Raw genomic sequence first — 21,545 nt, forward strand, 5'->3', positions numbered from 1 at the left:
CGAGTGGAGCGTGAAACCTCCTGCCGATCAACCGAACTGCGGGTAGCGCGTGTCAGTGGGATTCGTGGTCGAGGAGCCACCGCTTGATCTCCAGCCCCCAGCGGAAGCCGCCGAGGGTGCCGTCGGTGCGGAATACGCGGTGGCAGGGAACGAACAGGGCGGCGGCGTTGCGGGCGCAGGCGTTGGCCGCGGCGCGGGTGGCGGCGGGACGGCCGGAGGCGGCGGCGAAGTCGGTGTAGGTGATCGGTTCACCCGCGGGGACTTTGCGCAGCACTTCCCAGGCGTGCACGAGGAAGGGGCCGGACACCTGGCGGACCGCGATCGAGTCGATGACGGTCAGATCGCCCGCGTGATACCGCTCGATGGCGGTGCTGACCTGGCCGAGCTCGGTGCGCTCGCGCAGGGTCCCGGGACGCAGGGTGGCGTGGATGAGCCCGCGCAGGTTCTCCGCATCGGTCGTCCAGCCGGCGGCCAATACCGCGCCGTCCGCGTCGACGAGTGCGGTGAACGGTCCCGCCGCGGTGGTGACGGTGGCGAAATCGGCTGTGCCGGAGTTGATTCGGGTGTTCACGGGGCGGTACTCGCTTTCCGGGCGCCGGATGCGCCGTCGGTGGTGGATGCGGGGGTGGTCAGCGCGTGCTTCCAGAGATGCATGGTCAGGTAGGAGCGCCAGGGGGACAGGCGCGCGGTGTCGGCGAGATCGATATCGAGCAGTGCCGCGCCGCGCCGCACGATCAAATCGGAGCCGAGCAGCACGTCCGGGTCGGCGAGCAGTCGCATGGTGACGTAATCGGCGGTCCAGGGGCCGACGCCGTCCAGGGCCAGTAGATCGCGGCGCAGGTCGGCGGCCGTGCGCCCGGCGTGCAGTACCAATTCGCCGTCCGCGATCGCGCGCGCCGCAGATACGATCGCCTCGATCCGCCGGGTCGGTCCGGTGAGCACCTCGGCCCCGTGCTCGGCTATGGCCGCGGGAGTGGGGAACAGGTACGGAATCGGGCCCGGAATCGATTCGCCGAGCGTGTGCACCAGTCGCGCCGTATGCGTATTCGCCGCCGCCACCGAGATCTGCTGGCCGATCATGGTGCGCAGCAACAGTTCCGGGCCGTCCAGGCAGCCGGGGACGCGAATGCCGGGTGAGAGCATGCTTGCGGGCCGGTCACCCGGCGCGACCGAAAGCGGCAGCTCGCCGGTCATTCCCGCGGCCAGCGCCTCGTCGATGCCGACCGGGTCGGCATCCAGGTCGAGGAAGTGGCGGAGCCGGGCGACGGTGGGCGCCAGATCACGCATATCCTGCAGTGCCAGTGAAGCGCGGACGTGCCCCGGCTGGACGGACATGCGAACGGTGGTGTGCCCGTGCGGAGTTCGCAGGCTGCGGGTGTAATGCCCGTCCTCCCAGAGTTCCAGGCCGGGTACCGCGTGCGCGGACAGGAACCACTCCAGCCACTGCTTGTCGAGCGGTTCCCGGTACGGAAGTCGCAGTGTCAGTAGGCCATTGGTGGCGGGCAGGGTATCGCCGTTGCGGCGGCGGGACTCCTCGCGCAGGGTGGTCGGGCTGACCGCGAACACCTCGCGCACGGTGTCGTTGAACTGCCGGATGCTCGCGAATCCCGCCGCGAACGCGATATCCGACATGGACAGCCGGGTGGTCTGGATGAGCAGCCGGGCGGTGTGGGCGCGGTGCGCTCGTGCCAGTGCCAGCGGTCCGGCCCCGAGCTCACTGGTGAGTACCCGGGTCAGCTGCCGCTGCGAATAGCCGAGGGTATCGGCCAGCGCGGGCACGCCACCGCGTTCGATCACCCCGTCGGCGATCAATCGCATGGCGCGGGCGGCCAGGTCGGCCCGGGTATTCCACAGCGGTGACCCGGGGGCCGCGTCCGGTAGGCAGCGGCGGCAGGCCCGGAAGCCGGACTGCTGCGCGGCCGCCGCCGTCGGCAGGAAGCTGACATTGGCGGGTTTCGGCGTGATCGCGGGACATGAAGGGCGGCAGTAGATTCCGGTGGTGCGCACCGCGGTCACGAACTGCCCGTCGAACCGGGCGTCCCGGGTGGCCACGGCGCGGTAGCACCGTTCGAAGTCCAAATCATTCGCACTCACAACAACCACAATCGCAGCCGTCGGCACCGAGCGCTAGCGGAAATCAGACGCGGGCGTCAGCGGGAATGAGACACGCCTCAACAGCAGCGGTTGGCGGGATTCCGGGCGGCGGCGTCGTGGCGGTCGCGCCAGTAGTCGCGTTCGCTGGGAACGGGATCGTCCGGATGGCGCAGGCGCAGGTGTTGCACATAGCGCTGATAGTCGTTGCCGCCGAGGATCGAGTTGAACCACCAGATCACACCGCGAATGGCACGTAAAACCGTGCGCCCCGCCGACCGCAGCGGTGCTGCGGGCGACGGGGCGGCGGAGTCGTTCATCGGAATCAATTGTCGCTCAGTGCGCGTGCGCGGTGGGTTTGACCTTGCCTTCGGCGGCCAGGGCGTCCCATTCGCGCTGGACTTCCTTCTCCGCCTTGGTGGCCAGGAAGGACCTGGGGCCGAAGATCTTCGACGGCGTCTCCTCCGATTCGGTGGTCTCCACCTCGCCCTTGCGAATGGCGCGCAGGCACACCCACACACCCACGGCGGCGACGATGAGCACCAGCACCGCGAACACGATCGACAGCGTGCCCTGGATGAAGGTATTGCGAATCGTCTTGTCCAGGTTGTCGATCTGGGTCTGCAAGGCCGCCGCGTCCGCCACACCCTTGGGCAGCTGCCCGGAATCCTGCGCGGCGAGATAGGCGTCGCGCTTGGTCACCGTGTTGTTGTGCAGCGTCCAGTAACCGATCTTCGGATCGCCCGAGAAGATCTTCTGGAAGGAGGCCGTCATGGTGACGATCAGATCCCAGATCAGCGGCACCGCCGGAATCCAGGCCCATTTGACCAGGCCCTTCTTCACCACGATGGCCAGCACCACGGTCAGCGCGACCGCGGCCAGCAGCTGATTCGAGATGCCGAACAGCGGGTAGAGCGTATTGATGCCGCCCAGCGGATCGGTGACGCCCATGAGCAGCACCGAACCCCACGCCGCGACGACCAGCGCCGAGCACAGCCACGCACCGGGCAGCCAGGACGGATCCTTGAACTTCTTGGCCGCGCCACCCAGATTGCCGAGCGAATCCGAGAGCATGAACCGCGCCACGCGGGTGCCCGCGTCGATGGTGGTGAGGATGAACAGCGCCTCGAACATGATCGCGAAGTGGTACCAGAACGCCTTGAGCCCGGAACCGCCGAACAGCTTGTGCAGCACCTCGGACATGCCGATGGCCAGCGTCGGCGCGCCACCGGTGCGCGAGACGATCTTGCTCTCCCCGATATCGGCGGCGGCCTGATTCAGCTGCGCCGGAGTGATCGGATCACCGTGCAGCCCAAGGCTGTTCACATAGGCGGCGGCCTTGTCCGCACTGCCGCCGGTCACCGCCGGGCTGGCATTGATGGCGAAGTACAGGTGCTGATCGATGATGCTCGCGGTGATGATCGCCATGACCGCCACGAACGATTCCATCAGCATGCCGCCGTAGCCGATCATGCGCGCCTGCGACTGCTTGGCCAGCAGCTTCGGCGTGGTGCCCGAGGACACTAGGGCGTGGAATCCGGACAGCGCACCACAGGCGATGGTGATGAACAGGAACGGGAACAGATTGCCCGCGAACGACGGACCATTGCTGTTGCCCGCGAACTGCGAGATGGCGGGAGCCTGCAATACCGGCATGGTGACCAGCACGCCGACGGCCAGCAGGCCGATGGTGCCGATCTTCATGAAGGTGGACAGGTAATCGCGCGGGGCGAGCAGCAGCCACACCGGCAGCACCGAGGCGATGAAACCGTAGATGATCAGCATCCAGGCGATGCTGGTACCGGACAGCGTGAAGAGGTCACGGCCCCAATCGGATCCGGCGACCCAGTTACCCGAGATGATGGCCAGCATCAGCAGTGCGAAACCGACCAGGGAGATCTCGCCGACCTTGCCCGGTCGCACGAAGCGCAGGTACACGCCCATGAACAGTGCGATCGGAATGGTCATGGCGATGGAGAACACGCCCCACGGGCTGCCGCCCTCGAGCACGCCGGTCTTCGGATTCGGCGTCGCCGCAAGGGCATTGACCACCACGATGCCGAGCACCGCGAGCAGGATCATCATGATGACCAGCACGGCCACGATGGCGGCGACGCCGCCGACCACGCCGAGCTCATCGCGCGCCATCTGCCCGAGGCTGCGGCCGCGCCGCTTCACCGAGGCCCACAGCACCAGGTAATCCTGTACCGCACCGGCGAATACGACGCCGACGATGATCCAGATGGTGCCGGGTAGGTAACCCATCTGCGCGGCCAGCACGGGGCCGACCAGCGGTCCGGCGCCGGCGATGGCGGCGAAGTGATGCCCGAACAGCACGCGGCGGTCCATCGGCATGTAGTCGCGGCCGTTCTCCAGCTCTTCGGCCGGAGTGGCGACGTCATCGCGCGGCTTGGTGATCTTCCATTCGATCAGCCGCGAATAGAACTGGTACGCCAGCACATACGTGCAGACGGCCGCCACCACGATCCAGACCGCGTTGACGTCCTCCCCGCGCATGAACGCGAGGATGGTCCAGGCGATGGCGCCGAGAACGGCGATGGCCAGGAAGATGCCCTTCTTGGCGGGCGTGAGGGGCGTCCGGTCCACGACACCGACCGGAGGCAGGTCGGGGTCCGTCCGGAGGTATTCGATGGTCGCCATGCGACAACTCTCCCGTGCGGTACAGCGGATTCAACTGATTTCGAGCACAACGTAGCGGAACCGACGCGCCTGGATTGCGGCTTTCGCTCGCTGTTCAACAGGTGCCGTACCGATGGGTATGGATGTCCCGGCGGCCGCTCGGTGCCGGGGGACGGGGTGACGCGATCCGGCATTGCGCTCCGGCGAGTCCGCGTGTTCTCCGCGTGTCGCCGGTTGCTCTCCGTATGCTGCCATGCTGATCTGAGACCTGGGCCACAGGGTCCGCAACCGGAGGAGACCCTCTTGACCCGGAGGTCGTTCCACTCATGCCCGTACTTTCGGCCCTGGATCGCGACCGACGACGGATTTGCGACGAACGGTGGATCCACTGCGCCGAACGGTAGGAAATTCGCGGCGAACGGCGGGTCGAATGTGGCGTGGGCGACAGTGCCGAGTTCGGTGACGCGCTGATGCCGGGCGGTTCGGCTCGCGTCGGCGGGATATCCCGCCGGGCACTGCTCGGCGGTGCGGCGGCGGCCGGGTTGACGGCCATGACCGCCGGGTGCGGTGGGGGCGATGACGATGCGGTGACGTTCTTCTTCCAGGCGCGGCCGGAGGAGGCGCGGTCCCGCCTGTTGATCATCGAGGAATTCCAGCGGCGGCGGCCGGATATCAAGATTCGCACCATCATGTCCGGGCCGGATCCACTACAGCAGATGCTCACCTACTGCGCGGGCGGGAAATGCCCGGACGTGTTGATGGCGTGGGAACTGTTGTACGCCGGGCTGGCCGATCGCGGGGTGCTGGTCGATCTGCGGGAGTTCCTCGACCGGGATCCGGTGTACGCCGCCGAGTTGGCGGCCGATGGGTATGCGCCACTGCGGAATACGTTCGTCTGGAAGGACGGGCAATACGCGCTGCCGGAGCAGTGGTCGGGGGTATTCCTCTACTACAACCGGAAGCTGTTCGAACAGGCGGGGATTCAGCCGCCGGGCCGCTGGGCCGACGCCTGGTCTTTCGACGAATTCCTCGCTGCCGCAAAAACTCTCACCCATCGTGGCTCGGACGGACGCGTCCGGCAGTGGGGTTTCGTCGATGCCTGGGTGCCGTACTTCTCGGCGGCCTGCTTCGGTATGAACAACGGTGCGGAGTGGTTCTCCCCGCCGGTGCGGCCGGGGCGCACCAATATCGGCGATCCGCACTTCGCCGAGGGGTTCGGGTTCTATGCCGATCTGGCCGTCGAACACCGGGTCGCGCCGAGTGTCGGTGACCGGCAATCGGTTTCGGCCCAGGACCTGTTCTGTAGCGGGCGCGCGGCCATGCTCATGGGCGGGCACTGGCTGTACTCCGAATTCACCGGGCGCGACGATCTCGACTTCGATGTCACCGTGCTGCCGGTCGGACCGCACGGCGGACCGGGCGCGATCACCGATGTGGGCAGCACCGGGCTCGCCATCGCCGCCGCCAGCCCGCGTCGCGAACAAGCGTGGGAATTCGTGAAATTCGCGACCGGGCCGGAGGGGCAGGCGCTCATCGCCGCCTCTGGGCTCTTCGTGCCGGTGCTCAAATCCGCCATGCACGCACCGGGTTTCGCGGCGGCGCATCGCGGCATCCGCAATCTCGAGGTCTTCACCGAGGGCCCGGCCAACTCCCGGCAGCTGGCGGTTACCCCGCTGTGGGGCAAGGTCGAATCGCTGCTCGAACGCGGCTGCAATCGGGTGCTGCGCGGCGCGGCCACCGCCGATTCGCTGGGTGGGCAGACGGCGTCCGATATCGACGCGGTATTGCGGGCGGCGACATGAGCCGGACCGATACTCGATCAGCGCTCGCGCGGCGACGGGCGCGCGCCGGAGTCTGGTTCATCGCGCCCAATCTGGCCGCCATCGCGGTGTTTCTGCTTTTCCCGCTGGGGTTTTCGCTGTACCTGAGTTTCCACTCGTGGGATCTGTTCAGTCCGCCGCGATTCGTGGGGGTCGAGAACTATCGCAGGCTGGTCGCCGATGATCCGCTGTTCTTCATCGCGCTGCGCAATACGGCCGTGTTCACGCTGCTGACCCTGATTCCGACCGTGCTGGTGAGTCTGGTCGTCGCGGGACTGCTGAATCGAAAACTGCGGGGGATAGGCATCTTTCGCACCATCGCGTTCCTGCCGCTGGTGGCCTCGACCGTGGCGATGGCGGTGGTTTTCCGCTTCGTCTTCGCCAGCGATGACGGCCTCGCCAATCTTTTCCTCGGCTGGTTCGGCATCTCCCCGGTGCCATGGCTGACCGATCCGGATTGGGCGCTGATCTCGCTCAGCCTGGTGACGGTGTGGAAGAGCGTGCCGTTCGCGACCGTCATCCTGTTGGCCGCCATGCAGGGTGTCCCCGAAAACCTCTACGAGGCAGCGGAAATCGACGGTGCGGGACCGTTGCGCCGCTTCTACTCGATCACCATCCCGCTGATTCGCGGTGCGCTGTCCTTCGTCTTCGTCATCACCGTCATCAACTCGGTGCAGGCATTCGACCAGGCGTACGCGCTCACCGGCGGTAACGGCGGACCCGAAACCGGCACCTATGTATTGGGGATCATGCTGTTCCAGAACGCCTTCCGCTTCTACGAGGTCGGCTACGCCTCCGCGCTCGCCTGGGTCATCTTCGCGATCCTGCTGGCGCTCACGCTGATTCAGCTGCGGCTCTCCCGGCGTGCGGAGGCGGACCTGTGAGGGGAACGCCCGCTCGCCGAATCATGCGCGTGCTGCTCATCTATACCGCCTTGATCGCCGTCGCCTGGTGCGCCCTCGGTCCCATCCTGTGGGCGGTCTCGGCATCGCTGAAATCAGAGGGCGAACTCATCGAACCCGCCGCTCTCCCGGCGCATCCCCAATGGTCCAACTACACGGACGTTTTCGATGCCATCCCGCTCGGCCGCATGCTCCTGAACACCACCGTCTACGCCGCCAGCGTCACCGCCGGTCAGGTCTTTTTCTGCTCGCTGGCCGGATATGCCTTCGCTCGCTTGCGCTTTCCCGGCCGCGAAACCCTGTTCCTCGCCTATCTGGCCACCCTCATGGTTCCCCTCACCGTCACCGTCATTCCGCAGTTCCTGCTCATGCGGGCCTTCGGCTGGATGGACACCCCCTGGGCCATGATCGTGCCCGGCCTGTTCGGCAGCGCCTTCGGCACGTATCTCATGCGTCAGTTCTTCGCCACCCTCCCAACGGAATTGGAAGAGGCCGCCACCCTCGACGGCTGCACCCCGTGGCAGATCTATTGGCGCGTTCTACTCCCGCATGCCCGCCCGGCCGTCATGGTCCTGGCGGTCCTGACCTGGATCACCGTCTGGAATGACTTCCTCTGGCCCCTGATCATGATCCAGCGCAACGAATACGCCACCGCCACCCTCGGACTGATCCGTCTCCAGGGCCAATACACCACCAACTGGCCGCTGTTGATGGCCGCCGCGACCATCATCCTGCTGCCGCTGCTGCTCATCTATGCCGTGGCGCAGCGCGCCTTCATCCGCGGTATCGCCATGTCCGGGCTCGGCGGGCGCTGATCAGCCTTCCGGCGGTGTCGCGGCCGAGTATCGACGGGCCAGCGTGCGCAGGTGCGCGACCAATTCGGGTGGGTCGTCCACCCGGAAGTCCATCATCAGCATGCTCAGGTAGATCGCGATCGTCTCCAGCCGGTCCGCGCCGGTGAGCAATACGCAGGAGTGTTCGTCGATCGGCTCCACCACCCCGACGGCCGGATTGATCCGGGCGATCACCGTTTCCGCGGATTCGAGCACGGTCACGCGGGCGTGCACCTCCCAACCGGCGATGGCGATTTCGCGCAGTACGAACGCCACCAGATCCTGCTCGGGCAGGGCGCGGGCGGCGAATACCCGAACGCCGCGCTCGACCGCCCCGAGGTTGGCGACCGGCAGCGCCCGCCAGCTTTGCGAGTCGAGGCTGTACGCGACCAGGAACCAGCGGCGCTGCCAGCTGATCAGCCGGTAGGGCTCCAGCTCCGTGCCCTCGGCGCGCAGCGTGACGTGACCGCGAATGGCGGTGGCGATGGTGGTCAGGGTCTCCGCGGGCACGGGTGCGTCGGGTTCGCGGCTGCCGGTGACCGCCGGACCCATCTCGGTGCTGCTGCGCAGTGCGGTCACCTTGTGCTGCAGGCGTTTCGGCATGATCCGCTGCAATTTGGCGAGGGCGCGCGCGACGGTCGCGTCGATATCGGCGACCCCGGTGCTGCCATTGTCGGCGAGCCCCATGGCCACCGCCATCGCCACGGCTTCGTCGTCGTCGAGCAGCAGCGGCGGCATATTCGCGCCCTGGCCCAGGCGGTAACCGCCGATCGGGCCTCGTTCGGCGTGCACCGGATAGCCGAGTTCGCGCAGCCGGGTGATGTCCTGGCGCAGGGTGCGATCGGTGACGGCGAGGCGTTCGGCCAGCTCACGACCGGTATGCGTGCGGTCCTGCAGGAGTGAGAGCAGGCGCAGCAATCGGGTTGTGGTGGAGGTCACACTGGCGCCTTTCGATCACTTCCCATTATTAGGAAGGAATCTAGCCTAATCAGCTCATACCTTTATCTCAACGGATCGAAACAACCTGAGAGGCAAGACAATGAGCAACGACTCGCAGACCGCCAACACCCCCGCCGCCATCCTCGCCCCCGTCTGGCGCGATGCGCTCGCCACCTCCTACGCCGCGCTCACCAGCGCCGTCGCCGGTGTCGGCGACGATCAGTGGCAGCTCGCCACCCCCTGCAAGGAGTGGACCGTCACCCAGGTCGTCCAGCACGCCGCCGGCGATCAGCTGGCCTACGCCAAATTCCTCGGCATCGGCGACGGCCCGGCGTACGACCCCTTCGACCCGTCCGGCACCGTCGACGGCACCCCGGCCGCGCTGATCGCCGCCGCGGTCGAGGAGACCGCCGCCGCCTGGGCCACCGTCGCCGACGACGCCGAAACCGTCCCCACCCCGCTGCCGCACGGCGAACTCCCCACCCCGGTCGCGGCCGTCATGTGCGCCCTCGACGCCGCCGTGCACGCCTGGGATATCGCCATCGCCACCGGCCAGCCGTCGCCGCTGACCGAGGAACTGTCCGGGCATCTGCTCACCGCCTCGCGTGGACTGGTGGAGCCGCTGCGGCAGTGGGGCGCGTACGCCGCGGTCATCGAATCCGATTCGGCGAGCGCCACTCCCGTCACCGACGAACTGCTCGGCTACCTCGGCCGCGACCCGCGCGCCTGAGTCGCCACGAGAATTCGGTGATTCGATGCGAGGCTGGTAGGTATGCACGACCTACCGGCCGGGGGCCGATGAACCGAATCACCGTCCCGCGGGTTGTCGCGGCGCTGTGCACGGCGCTGCTCGTCCTCGCCGCCGTCACCGCCGCCGCACCGGCCGTCGCGCCGGGGTGGCAGCCGGTCTGGGTGACCGCGCTACAGCGGCCGGGTGACAGTTTCGCGCCCAACTGGTCCGGCGTCGGATTCGGGAATCAGACTGTGCGGCAGATGATTCGGGTGAGCACCTCGGGGTCCGTGATCCGGCTGCGATTGTCGAACAGCTTCGGTGCGCGGGGGCTCGCGGTGACCGGGGCGACCATCGCGCGCAGTGCGGGTGGGGCCGCGATACATCCGGATAGCCTGCGGCCCTTGATGATCGACGGTCGGCCGGAGTTCCGTATCGAGGCGGGCGCGGACGCGGTCACCGATTCGGTCGATATGCCCGTGCAAGCTCTGGAAACGCTGACGGTGACCCTGTACTTCGCCGATGCCACCGGTCCGGCCACGTTTCACGCTCAGGCGCAGAACAATTCGTACCTCGCCTGGGACGATCACCGGGCGGATGCCTCCGGCAATGCCTTCACCGTGAATTCCTCGTCCTGGTATTACCTGGCCGCGCTGGAGGTCGAGCAGGCGCGGCCGAATCGATCGGGCATCGCGCTATTCGGTGACTCGTTCACCGAAGGCGTCGGCTCCACCTACGACGCGCACCGCTCCTATCCGGATCGATTGGCCGAAGACTTTGCCGCACAGGGCGAATCACGGCCGGTGCTGAACCTCGGCATCGGCGGCAACTGCCTGACCGTCGATTCGCGCTGGCTGGGGGACAGCGGACTGTCCCGCTTCCGGCGCGATGTGCTCGACCAGCCCGGCATCGGGACCGTGGTGATTCTCGAGGGCATCAACGACATCTGGCTCGACGGCGGGACCATGGCCCTGGGCGCTCCGGTACAGGGGGTGACCGCCGAACAATTGATCGACGCGCACCGCGCCCTCATCCGGCAGGCGCGCGACGCGGGTCTGCGCGTGATCGGCGCGACCATCCTGCCCGCGGGCGGTTCCGCGTTCGGTGGCGGTGATCGGGCCCGCTACGCCGCACACGACAGCGTGCGCAAAGCGGTCAACCAGTGGATTCTCACCTCGGGCGAATACGACGCCGTCGCGGATCCGGCCCTCGCACTGGCCGATCCGGCCGATCACGACCGGCTCGCGCCCGCCTTCGACAGCGGCGATCACCTGCATCCGAACGACGCCGGATACACCGCGCTGGCGGCGGTCGTCGCGGTGGCGCTGCGCTGATCGTGCGGCCCCGCGTGTGCCCGGGTCCGTTCCGCCGGAACTGCGCAGGTAAACTCTCGTTCTCGTGAGTCTCACCCTCGGAATCGTCGGCCTGCCCAACGTCGGAAAGTCGACGCTCTTCAACGCGCTGACCCGCAACGACGTGCTGGCAGCGAACTACCCGTTCGCCACCATCGAGCCGAACACCGGCGTCGTGCCGCTGCCGGACCCGAGGCTGGCCAAGCTCGCCGAAATCTTCGGCTCCGAGCGCCAACTCCCCGCCGTGGTGACCTTCGTCGATATCGCGGGCATCGTGAAGGGCGCCTCCGAGGGCGAGGGCCTGGGCAATAAGTTCCTCGCCAATATCCGTGAGGCCGACGCCATCTGCCAGGTCGTGCGCGTCTTCGCCGACAGCGACGTGGTGCACGTCGACGGCAAGGTCGATCCGCTCGCCGATATCGAGGTCATCGAGACCGAGCTCATCCTCGCCGATATGCAGACCCTGGAGAAGGCGGTCGTACGCCTCGACAAGGAAGCGCGCATCAAGAAGGACCGCAAGCCGGTCGCCGATGCCGCCAAGCAGGCGCAGGACATCCTGAACGCGGGCCGCACCCTGTTCGCCGCCCAGAAGGAACTCGACGTCGAGCTGCTGAAGGAACTTTCGCTGCTCACCATCAAGCCGTTCCTCTACGTCTTCAACGCCGACGAGGCCGTCCTCACCGACGAGGCCAAGAAGGCCGAACTCAAGGCCGCTGTCGCCCCCGCCGACGCCGTCTTCCTGGACGCCAAGATCGAATCCGAACTCATCGAACTCGACGACGAATCGGCCCTGGAACTCCTGGAATCCATCGGCCAGTCCGAGCCCGGCCTGCACGCCCTGGCCCGCGCCGGCTTCCACACCCTCGGCCTGCAGACCTACCTCACCGCAGGCCCCAAGGAATCCCGCGCCTGGACCATCCACCAGGGCGACACCGCCCCCAAGGCCGCAGGCGTCATCCACACCGACTTCGAACGCGGCTTCATCAAGGCCGAAATCGTCGCCTACAACGACCTGGTCGCCGCGGGCTCCATGGCCGCCGCCAAGGCCGCGGGCAAGGTCCGCATGGAAGGCAAGGAATACGTCATGGCCGACGGCGACGTCGTCGAGTTCCGCTTCAACGTATAGGTTTTCGCGGTCGCGCCCCATTCGGATCACCGGATGGGGCGCGAGTGTTTTCAGAGGGACATCTTGCCGTTGTCGACGGTGTAGATCGCGCCGTGGACGGCTGATGCGTCGTCTGAGCAGAGGAATGTGATGACGTTCGCTACCTGGGTGGGGTCCATCAGGCCGCGGGGGGTCGCGGTTTTCATGATGAGGGTGTAGTCGGGGTCTTCGGGGAAGGTGAAGTTCTCCAGGAGGGGGGTGGTCATGCCGCCGGGGCAGACGGCGTTCACGCGGATGGCGCGGCCGTCGAATTCCAGGGCCATGGCTCGGGTGAGGCCGATGAGGCCGTGTTTGGCGGCGCAGTAGCCGGCCGAATAGGCCTGGCCTTCCAGGCCTGCGATGGATGCGACGTTGACGATGCAGCCGTGGCGGTCCAGGAGGTGGGGGAGGGCGGCGCGGGAGAGGAAGAAGGGGGCGCTGAGGTTGACGGCCAGGTCGCGGTTCCATTCCTCGTCGGTGACTTCGGCGGTGTGGCGCATGGTGTGCGCGCCCGCGGCGTTGACCAGGATGTCGATGCCGCCGAAGTGGTCCGCGCAGGCTCGCACCGCTTCGGCGCAGGCCGCAGGATCGGTGAGATCTGCTGCCAGCCAGGCTTTTTCGCCCAGGGTGGCGCTGAGTCGCGCTGCATCCCGGCCGACGCCGAACACCTGTGCGCCGCCGTCGGCGAGCGCTCGCGCCACGGCTTGACCGAGTCCGGAGGATGCCCCGGTCACCAGGGCGACCCGGCCGCCGAATCGTCCGGCATCATTGCCCGCCATACCCGTCTCCATTTCCTCGCCGGGCGGCCGAGAGCCCGCCGCCCGTGCAAACGGATTCCAACGTAGTGGATTGACACGCCCGCCTCTCTCAACATACCGTCAGTATTCGAATACCGGAGGTATCCAACGAGGAGGTTGGGCAGAGTGGGAGAGCGCATGGCCCGGGAACCGCGCATTGTGATCATCGGGGCCGGGGTTTCCGGAATTGCCAGTGCGATCACCTTGCAGCGCAATGGAGTTCATGACTTCGTGATCCTGGAGAAGGGTTCCGACGTGGGTGGGGTGTGGCATTGGAACCACTACCCGGGGCTCACCTGCGATGTGCCGTCGCAGCTGTATCAATTCGGGTTCGCGCCCAAGGCCGACTGGTCGCGAATCTTCGCGCCCGGGCCGGAGATTCAGCGGTATCTGGCCGATGTCTTCGAGGAATACGGGCTGCGCCCGCATCTGCGGGTGAACGCCGAGGTCACCGCGGCGAACTTCACCGGGACGGGCTGGCGGGTCGAGACCGGTGACGGGAACGTCTACGAGGCCGACTTCGTCATCGCCGCCACCGGGGTGCTGCACCATCCGGCTATGCCCGAACTGCCCGGGCTCGAGGATTTCACCGGCGACGTGCTGCACACCGCGCGCTGGGATGACACCGTGCCCACCGATGGCCGCCGGATCGCCGTGATCGGCACGGGATCGACCGGCGTGCAGGTGGTTTCGGCGTTGCAGCCGAAGGCCGAGCGCATCACCCACTTCGTGCGCAGCCCGCAATGGGTGATCTGGGCTCCGATGCGGCTGCCGCAGCCGCCGCTGCTGGGCGCGGTGCTCGATCGACTGCCCCAGGTCAACAAGGCCCTCTACCGGGTGGGCATGACCGGCGCGAAAATGTTCACCGATGTCGTCACCCGGCCGAGCTGGCGCCGCCGCACCGTCCAGGAATACGCCCGCCTGAGCCTGCGCGCCCAGGTCCGCGACCCCGAACTCCGCGAACAGCTCACCCCCGACTACCAGCCGCTGTGCAAGCGACAGGTGTTGTCCGGCAGCTACTATCGCGCCCTGCGCGCCCGCAACGCCGAACTCGTCACCGGCGCCATCGAAGCCGTAACCCCCACCGGCATCCGCACCGCCGACGGCCGCCACCACGAAGTCGACATGATCGTCTTCGCCACCGGCTTCAAAGCCCACAACTACATGCGCCCCATGAATCTGACCGGCCGCGAAGGCATTTCAATAGACGAAGCCTGGGCAAAAGGCCCCCGCGCCTACCGCATGACCGCCATCCCCGGCTTCCCCAACCTCTTCACGGTCCTGGGCCCCAACTCACCCACCGGCTCCATCCCCCTGCACCACGCCGCCGAGGTAACCGCCCGCTACATCACCGCCTGGATAAACCGCTGGCGCACAGGCGAATTCGACACCGTAGAGGTAACCGAAGCCGCCACCACCCGCTTCGAAGCCGAAGTATCCGAAGCCCTGACCCCGACAGTCTGGAACACCGGCTGCAACTCCTGGTACTTCACCGAAGGCGGCACCATCGACCTGCTCCCCTTCACCCGCGCCACCTTGGAACAGATGCTCGCCACCCCCGACGACCACGATTTCCACCTGCGCGACGCCACCGCGAACTGAGGCTCCGGTCTCCCACCGCCTCCCGAGCCCTCGGCTCGGGAGGCCCGCCGTTCCCAGCATTGGGACGCGCCGACGCCGCGAATATCCGACCGCGGACCCTACCCGAAAGCGCGCCCGTGACCGGGCGATCTGGGGGATTCGGGGGGTTCGGGAACACGTCGGGGGCGACACGCTCAGCGGGGAAGTAAATTTGCGCGCTGCCTTCCTTGTTGTGAGGCCTTGTTCCGCTATCGTTCATCGCACTGTTCGATGCTGCTACTGGCGCGCCAAGGCTGATTCGTCGATTCCGGAGCACTCGGCCGGTTGGGCACTGTCCGAAGCGAGCCCCGACCGTATCCGAAAGATCGAGGGAACGTGCCTGTACCCCTTACTCTTACTGGCCGTCTGGTACGGCTGGAACCCCTTGCGCCGCAGCATGCTTCGGGTATAGCGGAGGCAGCTCAGGGGAATCGTGACGCGTATGGGTTCACACCTGTCCCACACGGTGTGGACGAGGCGCTGGAATATGTGGCGCAGGCGCTGGCCGGGCATGCCGCCGGGACCTCGCTGGCGTTCGCGATCATCGCGGTCGCCAGCGGCCGGGTGCTGGGGTCGACCCGGTTCACCAGATTCGACTACTGGCAGGGGCCGATGGTGTGGCCGCTGGTGCACGGGCTACCGCCCGGCGACCCCTTGATGGCGGTGCCCGATGCCGCCGAGATCGGCAATACCTGGCTGTCCCCGCACGCGCGCGGGGCCGGTATCAACATGGAATCCAAGCTGCTGCTGTTGCAGCACGCCTTCGAGACCTGGCGGGTGCGCCGCATCAGCATGCGGGCCGACGTGCGGAACACCCACTCCCGCTTGGCGATCGAACGACTCGGCGCCACCAGCGACGGGGTCCGGCGCGCACATTCGCGCGGGCTGGACGGGGAGGTGCGCAGCACCGCCTTCTACTCGATTCTGGACGAGGAGTGGCCGACCGTCCGGGCCACCATAGAAAGACAGCTCAGCGCCCAGCCTGCCCGAAACAGGCTGATCGACGCTTAGTTCCGCGACTATAATTCCGAGTGTCGCACTGGTCGGTCGCCGAGGAGATCAGTCCGAGTCGGGTGACTCGGCGGCCGGCAGCATCTCGGATGAATAGTCAGCAACCGGGCGCGGGGTCGCGTTATGCGGCCCCTCTTTCTCGAAGGAGAAGCGCATGCCCGACCCCATGGCCACCAAGGTGTATCTCGCCGACAAGGTGTCCGGCGCTCCCGCGCTCACGCTCTTCCTGGTTCCCGAACCCCGCGTCCCCGGCGCCGCCATGCTGCACCTGCTGGAGCAGACGCCGCTGACCGGCCGCATACCCCGCCCCAACGCCACGCTGGTGGACTGGTTGCAGGTGCACTGCACCCCGGCCGTCCGCACCCGATTCCTGGCGTTCCGGCCCGGAATTCACGATCCGGCCCGGGTGCGCGCGGTACTGCACGATCACTTCATCGCCGATCCGGCCCCGATCGGCCTGGACCTCGATGATCCGGCCGAACTCACCCGCCTCGCGCTGCTGCCCGAACACGCCCTGGGCGCGCGCCGCATCGACGATTTCCACGACCAGGCGGTGCGCACCGCCATGCTCGCGGTGTACCGGCATTTCGGCGTGGATCGCCGCATACCGCTCATGTATCACGGTTTCGCCGAGCCCGAGGACGGCTGGTTCGAGGAGCCCGCGGCGCAGGCCTGAGAGCTATTCGGCGGGCATCACCGTCAGCAGCCACCAGGGCCGTCGCGGCGAGTGGAATTGAAAGGTCTGCACGTACATGCGCCGCTCCTCGCGGGTGGCGGGTTCGCGCATGAGCATGGTCCGCTCGATTTCCGGATCCGGATCGGCATCGTTGTGCCACAGCCGATCCCATTCGGGTGCGCGGCGGCACAGGTTCAGGATCTCGTCCCGGCGTTCGGGCGCGACCAGTTCGGGTCCGTTGCCGCGGAACGCCGAGATCATGATCTGCGCCTCGGCTTCCCAGTCGCCGAGTCGATACCGTGCCATAGGCTCGAGCATGATGGCGGTCAGGAGATTGGCGCCGGGGCCGGTACCCGGAAACAGTTGGCGGAAGGCGCTGTTCGCGGCCACTACGTCGAAGGCGCCGTCGTGCAGGCACGCCGGATGCGTAAGTGCGTGCAGCACTGCGAGATCGGCGGGCGGGGGCCGAGAGGGGTCTAACACTCTGAGCAGTGTGCGGTACACCTCTTGCGGTTCACTTCGTATTGGGTTAAGAGGAATAACAAGACTGGGTACTCTCGCAGAATTTCTGCCATATTGATGATCCTGTTTGGTTCGGTAGTGAAGTGGGTATCGGGGGTGGTTCGGCGCGATGGCGGTCACGCGGATCGGTGTGCTGGGTCCGCTGCACATCAGTATCGAGGGTCAGCGGGTACCGCCCGGAGCGCCGATGCAGTGCGCGGTGCTGGGGCGGCTGGTGGCCGCGGGCGGCCGGGTGGTCCCGACCGACCGGCTCATCGACGACCTGTGGAGCGGTGACCCGCCCGCCAAAGCCGTTGCCGCGCTGCAGGTCTACATCCACAATCTGCGCCGGGTCTTCGAACCCGACCGGCCGCGCCGGGCGCAGTCCCGCGTCATCGTCTCCGAATCACACGGCTACGCACTGAATCTCGAACCCGAGCAGGTCGATTCCTGGCACTTCGAGCAGCTGCTGCACGGGCACGAATCGGCCATGCGGGATCCGGCGCTGCGCCCGGATCCGCTGGAACAGGTGCGGGTGCTGGACGCCGCACTGGGCTGCTGGCACGGAAATGCCTTCGAATCGTTCGCCGGAATGTCCTGGGCGGTACAGGAAACCGCGCGGCTCGGCGCGCTGCGGCTCACCGCGGCCGAACTGCGCGCCCAAGCCGCACTGGAGATGAATCGGCCCGCCGAGGTGGTGCTCGCCCTGCGGCCCGTCTTCGCCGAACATCCCGGGCGCGAGGAATGCGCGCGGCTGCTGGCGCTGGCCCAGTACCGACTGGGACAGTCCCTGGACGCGCTCGCCACCGTGCGGCACTGCCGCGAATTCCTCACCCTGGAATTCGGTGTCGATCCCGGACCCGGGTTGCGCGATCTGGAGACCGCCATCCTCACGCACTCGGTGGACAGCGAACCGGTCGCACCGCCGGTGATCATCCGCCCGCTCGAACCGGAACCGGCGCATCCACCGGATCCCTTGCTGGACAGCGGTTACAGCGAACAGCGCACCGGCCTGCTGGACGCCGCAGCCACCGCCGCCACCGGACAGGTGCGCCTGGTCTGGCTCTCCGGCGAGGCGGGCGCGGGTAAGACCACCCTGGCCGCCGCGCTCGTCGCCCGCTTGGCCGAACAGTCCTGGACCACCGTATTCGGGCGCTGCCCGGAGGTGGAGGGCGCGCCGCCCGCCTGGGCCTGGGCCGAAGTGCTCACCGGACTCGATGCCGCCGATCCGGAAACCTACAGCGCCGCAGACGCTTTCACGCTCGCCCGGCGAGTCGTGCGGTCCTGCCGGGAACGTTCGGCGGGCGGGCCCATCGCCATCGTGCTGGAGGATGTGCACGGTGCGGACGCCGCCACCCTGCAGGTGCTGCGGCAGGTGGTGAACTGGCTGCGCGATCGCCCCATCCTGATCGTGGCCACCCTGCGCGGCACCGAAGCCGGACCCGGGGTGCGCGATACCGCCGCAGCCCTGGCGCTTTTCACCGCCGAGCGCATCGAACTCGACGGCCTGGATCTGGCGGGCACGCGCAGTGCCGCGGCCGCCGCCGGGCTCACCACCCTCGACGATCGCACCGTGGAACTGCTGCGCCGCCGCACCGGCGGCAATCCGCTGTTCGTCCGTGAACTCGCGAAACTGGTTGCGGGACAGGGCAGCACCGACGCGTTGCCGGACAGCGTGCGGGATCTGCTCGGCCGCCGCATCGCCCAGCTGCCCGATCAGGTCTCCGAACTGCTCCGGCATATGTCGGTCTGGGGTGAGCACAATGACGTCACCACCCTCGCCGCCTCCGCGGCGCACACCCCGGACACCCTCATCGATCTGATCGCCACCGCCGAGGCCGCGCGCCTGCTGCGCACCGAGCGCAGCGGCCGCATCGCCTTCGATCACGCGCTGGTCCGGGAAACCGTCTACTACGACATCCCGGTGCTGCGTCGCTCCCGAATGCACTGGGCCGCATTCGAATTGCTGTGCACCAGACTGCCGGGCGGCGCCGGAACGGGGACTCCCGCACCCATGGACGCGCTCGCGCACTCCGCCGCGGTATCGCTGGGTGCGATAGCGCCGCTGCCCGAGTTCACCGCCCGCACCCCGGCGACGGCGGGGGACACCGCGCTGCCCGGCACCGATATCGACGCCCTCGCCCATCACGCCGCCCTCGGCGCGAATGCCGAAACCGCCGTTCGGGCACTCGAATTCGTGCGCGCGGCGGCGCGGCGCTGCGTCGAGCGGCGCATGCGCGCCGATGCGGTGAGTCGCTGGCGATCGGTGCTGGCACTGCATGAATTGGCCGGGCACGCCCTGCAGGAGGCGACCCGGGAGGACCGCGTCGCCGTGCTGGAGGCCCGCTGCGAACTTGTCACCGCGCTGGCCTACGACGGTCAGCACGTCGAGGCCCGCGCCGCGCGCGAGCAGGCGCTCGAACTCGCCGAAACCCTCGGCGGCGCAGAGCTGTTGGCGCGGGCCGCCACCTGTTGGCCGACCCCGCTGATCTGGTCCGTCGACGATTGGCACACCCCGGATCCGCGCATCCGCGAACCGCTGCGATTGGCGCTGGAGGATGCGGAACTTCCGGTCACCACGCGTATTCGAGTGCACATCACCACGGTTTTCGATCGCGCGCTCGATGATCGGGACGCCGCGGCCGCCGCTGCCCGTGCGGCCAGCGCGCTGGCCGCACCGCTGCCCGATCCGGATCTGCTCTGCGCGGTACTGAACGCACAGGCCTTCGCCGCCTTCGCCAACGGCGGCTTCCTGCGCGCCGACGAGCTGAAACGTCATGCGGGACGGATGCTTCGGATCGCCACCGACGCCCGGCTCACCGAATTCAGCGCGCTCGCACACTATCTGCTGTTCCGCGTCGCACTGGCCGACGCCGATCTGGTGGCCGCCGCCGAACACGCGCGTAGCGCGGGCGAATACGCGACCGACGGCCAGCTGCGACATCTGCTCGACGCCATCGCGCCCTTCGATATGGTGCTGGAACTATTGCGTGGCAATACCGACGCGGTGGAATTGATGCTCGCCATGGAACCCCGCTCCGCCGACGACATCCTGACCGAGGCGGGCGTCGCCGAACCCGCCCGCGAACCCAACGCCCTGCACATCGGCATCGCGATCTCACTGGCCTGGCAGCGCAATGACATGTCCGGCTTCGTCGACGAGATGCGCGAACGCGCCGCGGCCAAGCCCGAACTGTTCGTGTACGGCTACGCGCTGGCGCTGGTCGACTCGGGACAGGGGGAGCTCGCCCGCCGGGTATTGCGGGACGCCGGTCCACTGGCGCCGCAGTTCTGGACCACCTTCAGCTCGGTGCGCGCCCGCCTCGCGGTGGCGTTGCGCGATGCGGACTGGGCACGCGAACTGTACGACCAGCTGTTGCCCTACGCCGGAACCATCGCCGGCCTGGAAACCGGTGCGACCGTGCTCGGCCCGATGGACGACAATCTCGCCGACCTCGCCGACTTTCTGGAAGCGCCGGAAATAGCCGCCGCGCACCGGGATTCGGCCGAGCGTCTGCGGGCGCGACTGGAGGTCGACCTGGCCCTGCTCGCCGAACGCGGTGGCCAGCACCGGGTTCCGCCGCGCACCGACCCGGTGCGCGGGGGCACCCGGGGGCAGATGTGCCGCGTCCCGGGCCCCTCGGACTGATGTCGCGAGGTTGGGCGGGAATTGTGGAGGTGTTGTGTGCATGGGAACCCGGGGCCGTCACGGGGCGTCAGACTGGGTAGCGGCTGATCTTCGGCCGGATTCTTGGGGAGGGATCGAATGACCGTGCAAGTGGAACGGCCGGTGCACAGGCGCACGCGGCGCTGGCCCGCGGTGGTGGCGGCGGTGCTGGTGCTGCTGGCCGTGGGCGGGGCGGCGGGAGTGCGCTGGTGGCAGGACCATTCATCGGATTACGCCATCGCGGGGGACCGGCTGCGGAGTTTCCCGGCCGTGGATCGCACCGGGCTCGATGAGACGCAGCTGCGCATTCTGGATGTCACGAAGCGGGAATTCGCGCGGCAGCCGGGCGGTGAGACCTATGCCGAGGGCGTGCGGGAAGCGTGGTGCGCCGACTTCGTCAGCTGGGTGATGCGCGAATCCGGTCGCCCGCTGGACAATCCGAATTCCGGATCCTGGCGTATTCCGGGCGTCTCCACCCTGGAGGCCTACTACCGGCAGCAGCAGCGCTTCGAAGAGCCGGGCTATCGCGCCCATATCGGCGATGTGGTGATGTACGCCGCGGGCAGCGTGTTCAACCAGCACACCAATATCGTCATCGACGCCGATGCCGACTCCATCACCACCGTCGGCGGCAATGAATTCGGCAGGATCAGCATTCATCGCATCCGTCCCGCCGAGGTTTCCGGGGTGGTCGGTTACGGCCGATTGTGAACAGTCCAGTTCCACATTTTGGAAAAGCCTGCGCGCGAGGGTGGGACTCTTTGGCTCTTCCGCCTACGATGGTCTCGGCGGCGCCCGGCAGCGTCGCCGATTGGTCCCTGT

The 21,545-nt window shown here is 67.6% G+C and carries 17 protein-coding genes and 1 pseudogene; 11 read left to right on the plus strand and 7 right to left on the minus strand.

What is annotated here, in order from left to right; all coding sequences use genetic code 11:
- Positions 1-52: 52 nt before the first annotated feature.
- From ACFVUS_RS33850 to ACFVUS_RS33865, 4 genes are all read right to left on the minus strand, one after another.
- Positions 53-571: a methylated-DNA--[protein]-cysteine S-methyltransferase gene (locus ACFVUS_RS33850; RefSeq protein ID WP_387776038.1), complete on the minus strand. Its 519-nt coding sequence runs from the start codon at positions 569-571 to the stop codon at positions 53-55.
- A complete protein-coding gene (locus ACFVUS_RS33855; protein ID WP_387776041.1) occupies positions 568-2,094 on the minus strand; it encodes an AlkA N-terminal domain-containing protein in 1,527 nt (508 codons plus the stop codon). Before ACFVUS_RS33855 ends, ACFVUS_RS33850 begins: the two co-directional genes overlap by 4 nt.
- A gap of 77 nt (positions 2,095-2,171) precedes the next feature.
- Positions 2,172-2,342 carry a YbdD/YjiX family protein gene (locus ACFVUS_RS33860; RefSeq protein ID WP_387778444.1) on the minus strand — a complete coding sequence of 57 codons (171 nt, stop codon included), beginning with the start codon at positions 2,340-2,342 and terminating at the stop codon, positions 2,172-2,174.
- 85 nt (positions 2,343-2,427) lie between these two features.
- On the minus strand, positions 2,428-4,752 hold the full coding sequence (locus ACFVUS_RS33865) for a carbon starvation CstA family protein (RefSeq protein ID WP_387776044.1): 2,325 nt from the start codon (positions 4,750-4,752) through the stop codon (positions 2,428-2,430).
- 449 nt (positions 4,753-5,201) lie between these two features.
- Between ACFVUS_RS33865 and ACFVUS_RS33870 the strand changes: the two genes are divergently transcribed.
- From ACFVUS_RS33870 to ACFVUS_RS33880, 3 genes are read left to right on the plus strand one after another with little or no spacing between them, the layout of a single operon-like run.
- Complete coding sequence (locus ACFVUS_RS33870; RefSeq protein ID WP_387778447.1) at positions 5,202-6,533, plus strand: ABC transporter substrate-binding protein; 1,332 nt, start codon at positions 5,202-5,204, stop codon at positions 6,531-6,533.
- Positions 6,530-7,435: a carbohydrate ABC transporter permease gene (locus tag ACFVUS_RS33875; RefSeq protein ID WP_387776048.1), complete on the plus strand. Its 906-nt coding sequence runs from the start codon at positions 6,530-6,532 to the stop codon at positions 7,433-7,435. Before ACFVUS_RS33870 ends, ACFVUS_RS33875 begins: the two co-directional genes overlap by 4 nt.
- A 23-nt stretch (positions 7,436-7,458) precedes the next feature.
- Positions 7,459-8,268, plus strand: a complete 810-nt coding sequence (locus ACFVUS_RS33880; protein ID WP_387778450.1) for a carbohydrate ABC transporter permease — start codon at positions 7,459-7,461, stop codon at positions 8,266-8,268.
- Here the strand turns inward: ACFVUS_RS33880 and ACFVUS_RS33885 are convergent, their stop codons facing one another.
- The gene (locus ACFVUS_RS33885) at positions 8,269-9,225 is read right to left on the minus strand and encodes a helix-turn-helix transcriptional regulator (protein ID WP_387776051.1); all 957 of its coding nucleotides are present in this window, start codon (positions 9,223-9,225) and stop codon (positions 8,269-8,271) included.
- A gap of 100 nt (positions 9,226-9,325) precedes the next feature.
- Between ACFVUS_RS33885 and ACFVUS_RS33890 the strand changes: the two genes are divergently transcribed.
- The 3 genes from ACFVUS_RS33890 to ychF all read left to right on the plus strand — a co-directional run bounded on the left by ACFVUS_RS33890 (position 9,326) and on the right by ychF (position 12,433).
- Complete coding sequence (locus ACFVUS_RS33890; protein WP_387776054.1) at positions 9,326-9,955, plus strand: TIGR03086 family metal-binding protein; 630 nt, start codon at positions 9,326-9,328, stop codon at positions 9,953-9,955.
- A gap of 68 nt (positions 9,956-10,023) precedes the next feature.
- Positions 10,024-11,289: a GDSL-type esterase/lipase family protein gene (locus ACFVUS_RS33895; RefSeq protein ID WP_387776057.1), complete on the plus strand. Its 1,266-nt coding sequence runs from the start codon at positions 10,024-10,026 to the stop codon at positions 11,287-11,289.
- Between the two features lie 64 nt (positions 11,290-11,353).
- Positions 11,354-12,433: a redox-regulated ATPase YchF gene (gene ychF / locus ACFVUS_RS33900; RefSeq protein WP_387776060.1), complete on the plus strand. Its 1,080-nt coding sequence runs from the start codon at positions 11,354-11,356 to the stop codon at positions 12,431-12,433.
- A gap of 50 nt (positions 12,434-12,483) precedes the next feature.
- On the opposite strand, the gene ACFVUS_RS33905 is transcribed toward ychF, so the two are convergent.
- Positions 12,484-13,230: an SDR family NAD(P)-dependent oxidoreductase gene (locus ACFVUS_RS33905; protein ID WP_387776064.1), complete on the minus strand. Its 747-nt coding sequence runs from the start codon at positions 13,228-13,230 to the stop codon at positions 12,484-12,486.
- 156 nt (positions 13,231-13,386) lie between these two features.
- Here ACFVUS_RS33905 and ACFVUS_RS33910 point away from each other — a divergent pair, with 156 nt between their 5' ends.
- The 3 genes from ACFVUS_RS33910 to ACFVUS_RS33920 all read left to right on the plus strand — a co-directional run bounded on the left by ACFVUS_RS33910 (position 13,387) and on the right by ACFVUS_RS33920 (position 16,555).
- Positions 13,387-14,850, plus strand: a complete 1,464-nt coding sequence (locus ACFVUS_RS33910; protein ID WP_387776067.1) for a flavin-containing monooxygenase — start codon at positions 13,387-13,389, stop codon at positions 14,848-14,850.
- Positions 14,851-15,204: 354 nt separating this feature from the next.
- Positions 15,205-15,879: a GNAT family N-acetyltransferase gene (locus ACFVUS_RS33915; protein ID WP_387776070.1), complete on the plus strand. Its 675-nt coding sequence runs from the start codon at positions 15,205-15,207 to the stop codon at positions 15,877-15,879.
- Positions 15,880-16,033: 154 nt separating this feature from the next.
- On the plus strand, positions 16,034-16,555 hold the full coding sequence (locus tag ACFVUS_RS33920) for a hypothetical protein (RefSeq protein ID WP_387776073.1): 522 nt from the start codon (positions 16,034-16,036) through the stop codon (positions 16,553-16,555).
- Positions 16,556-16,558: 3 nt separating this feature from the next.
- Here ACFVUS_RS33920 and ACFVUS_RS33925 read toward each other — a convergent pair whose 3' ends face one another.
- The gene (locus ACFVUS_RS33925) at positions 16,559-17,038 is read right to left on the minus strand and encodes a hypothetical protein (protein ID WP_387776076.1); all 480 of its coding nucleotides are present in this window, start codon (positions 17,036-17,038) and stop codon (positions 16,559-16,561) included.
- 226 nt (positions 17,039-17,264) lie between these two features.
- Between ACFVUS_RS33925 and ACFVUS_RS33930 the strand changes: the two are divergent.
- Positions 17,265-18,476: pseudogene (locus ACFVUS_RS33930) on the plus strand (BTAD domain-containing putative transcriptional regulator); the annotation flags it as partial.
- Between the two features lie 2,346 nt (positions 18,477-20,822).
- On the plus strand, positions 20,823-21,434 hold the full coding sequence (locus ACFVUS_RS33935) for a CHAP domain-containing protein (protein ID WP_387776079.1): 612 nt from the start codon (positions 20,823-20,825) through the stop codon (positions 21,432-21,434).
- The last annotated feature ends 111 nt before the right edge of the window (positions 21,435-21,545 follow it).

The sequence above is a fragment of the Nocardia sp. NPDC058058 genome, assembly GCF_042885355.1.
Classification (GTDB): Bacteria; Actinomycetota; Actinomycetes; order Mycobacteriales; family Mycobacteriaceae; genus Nocardia.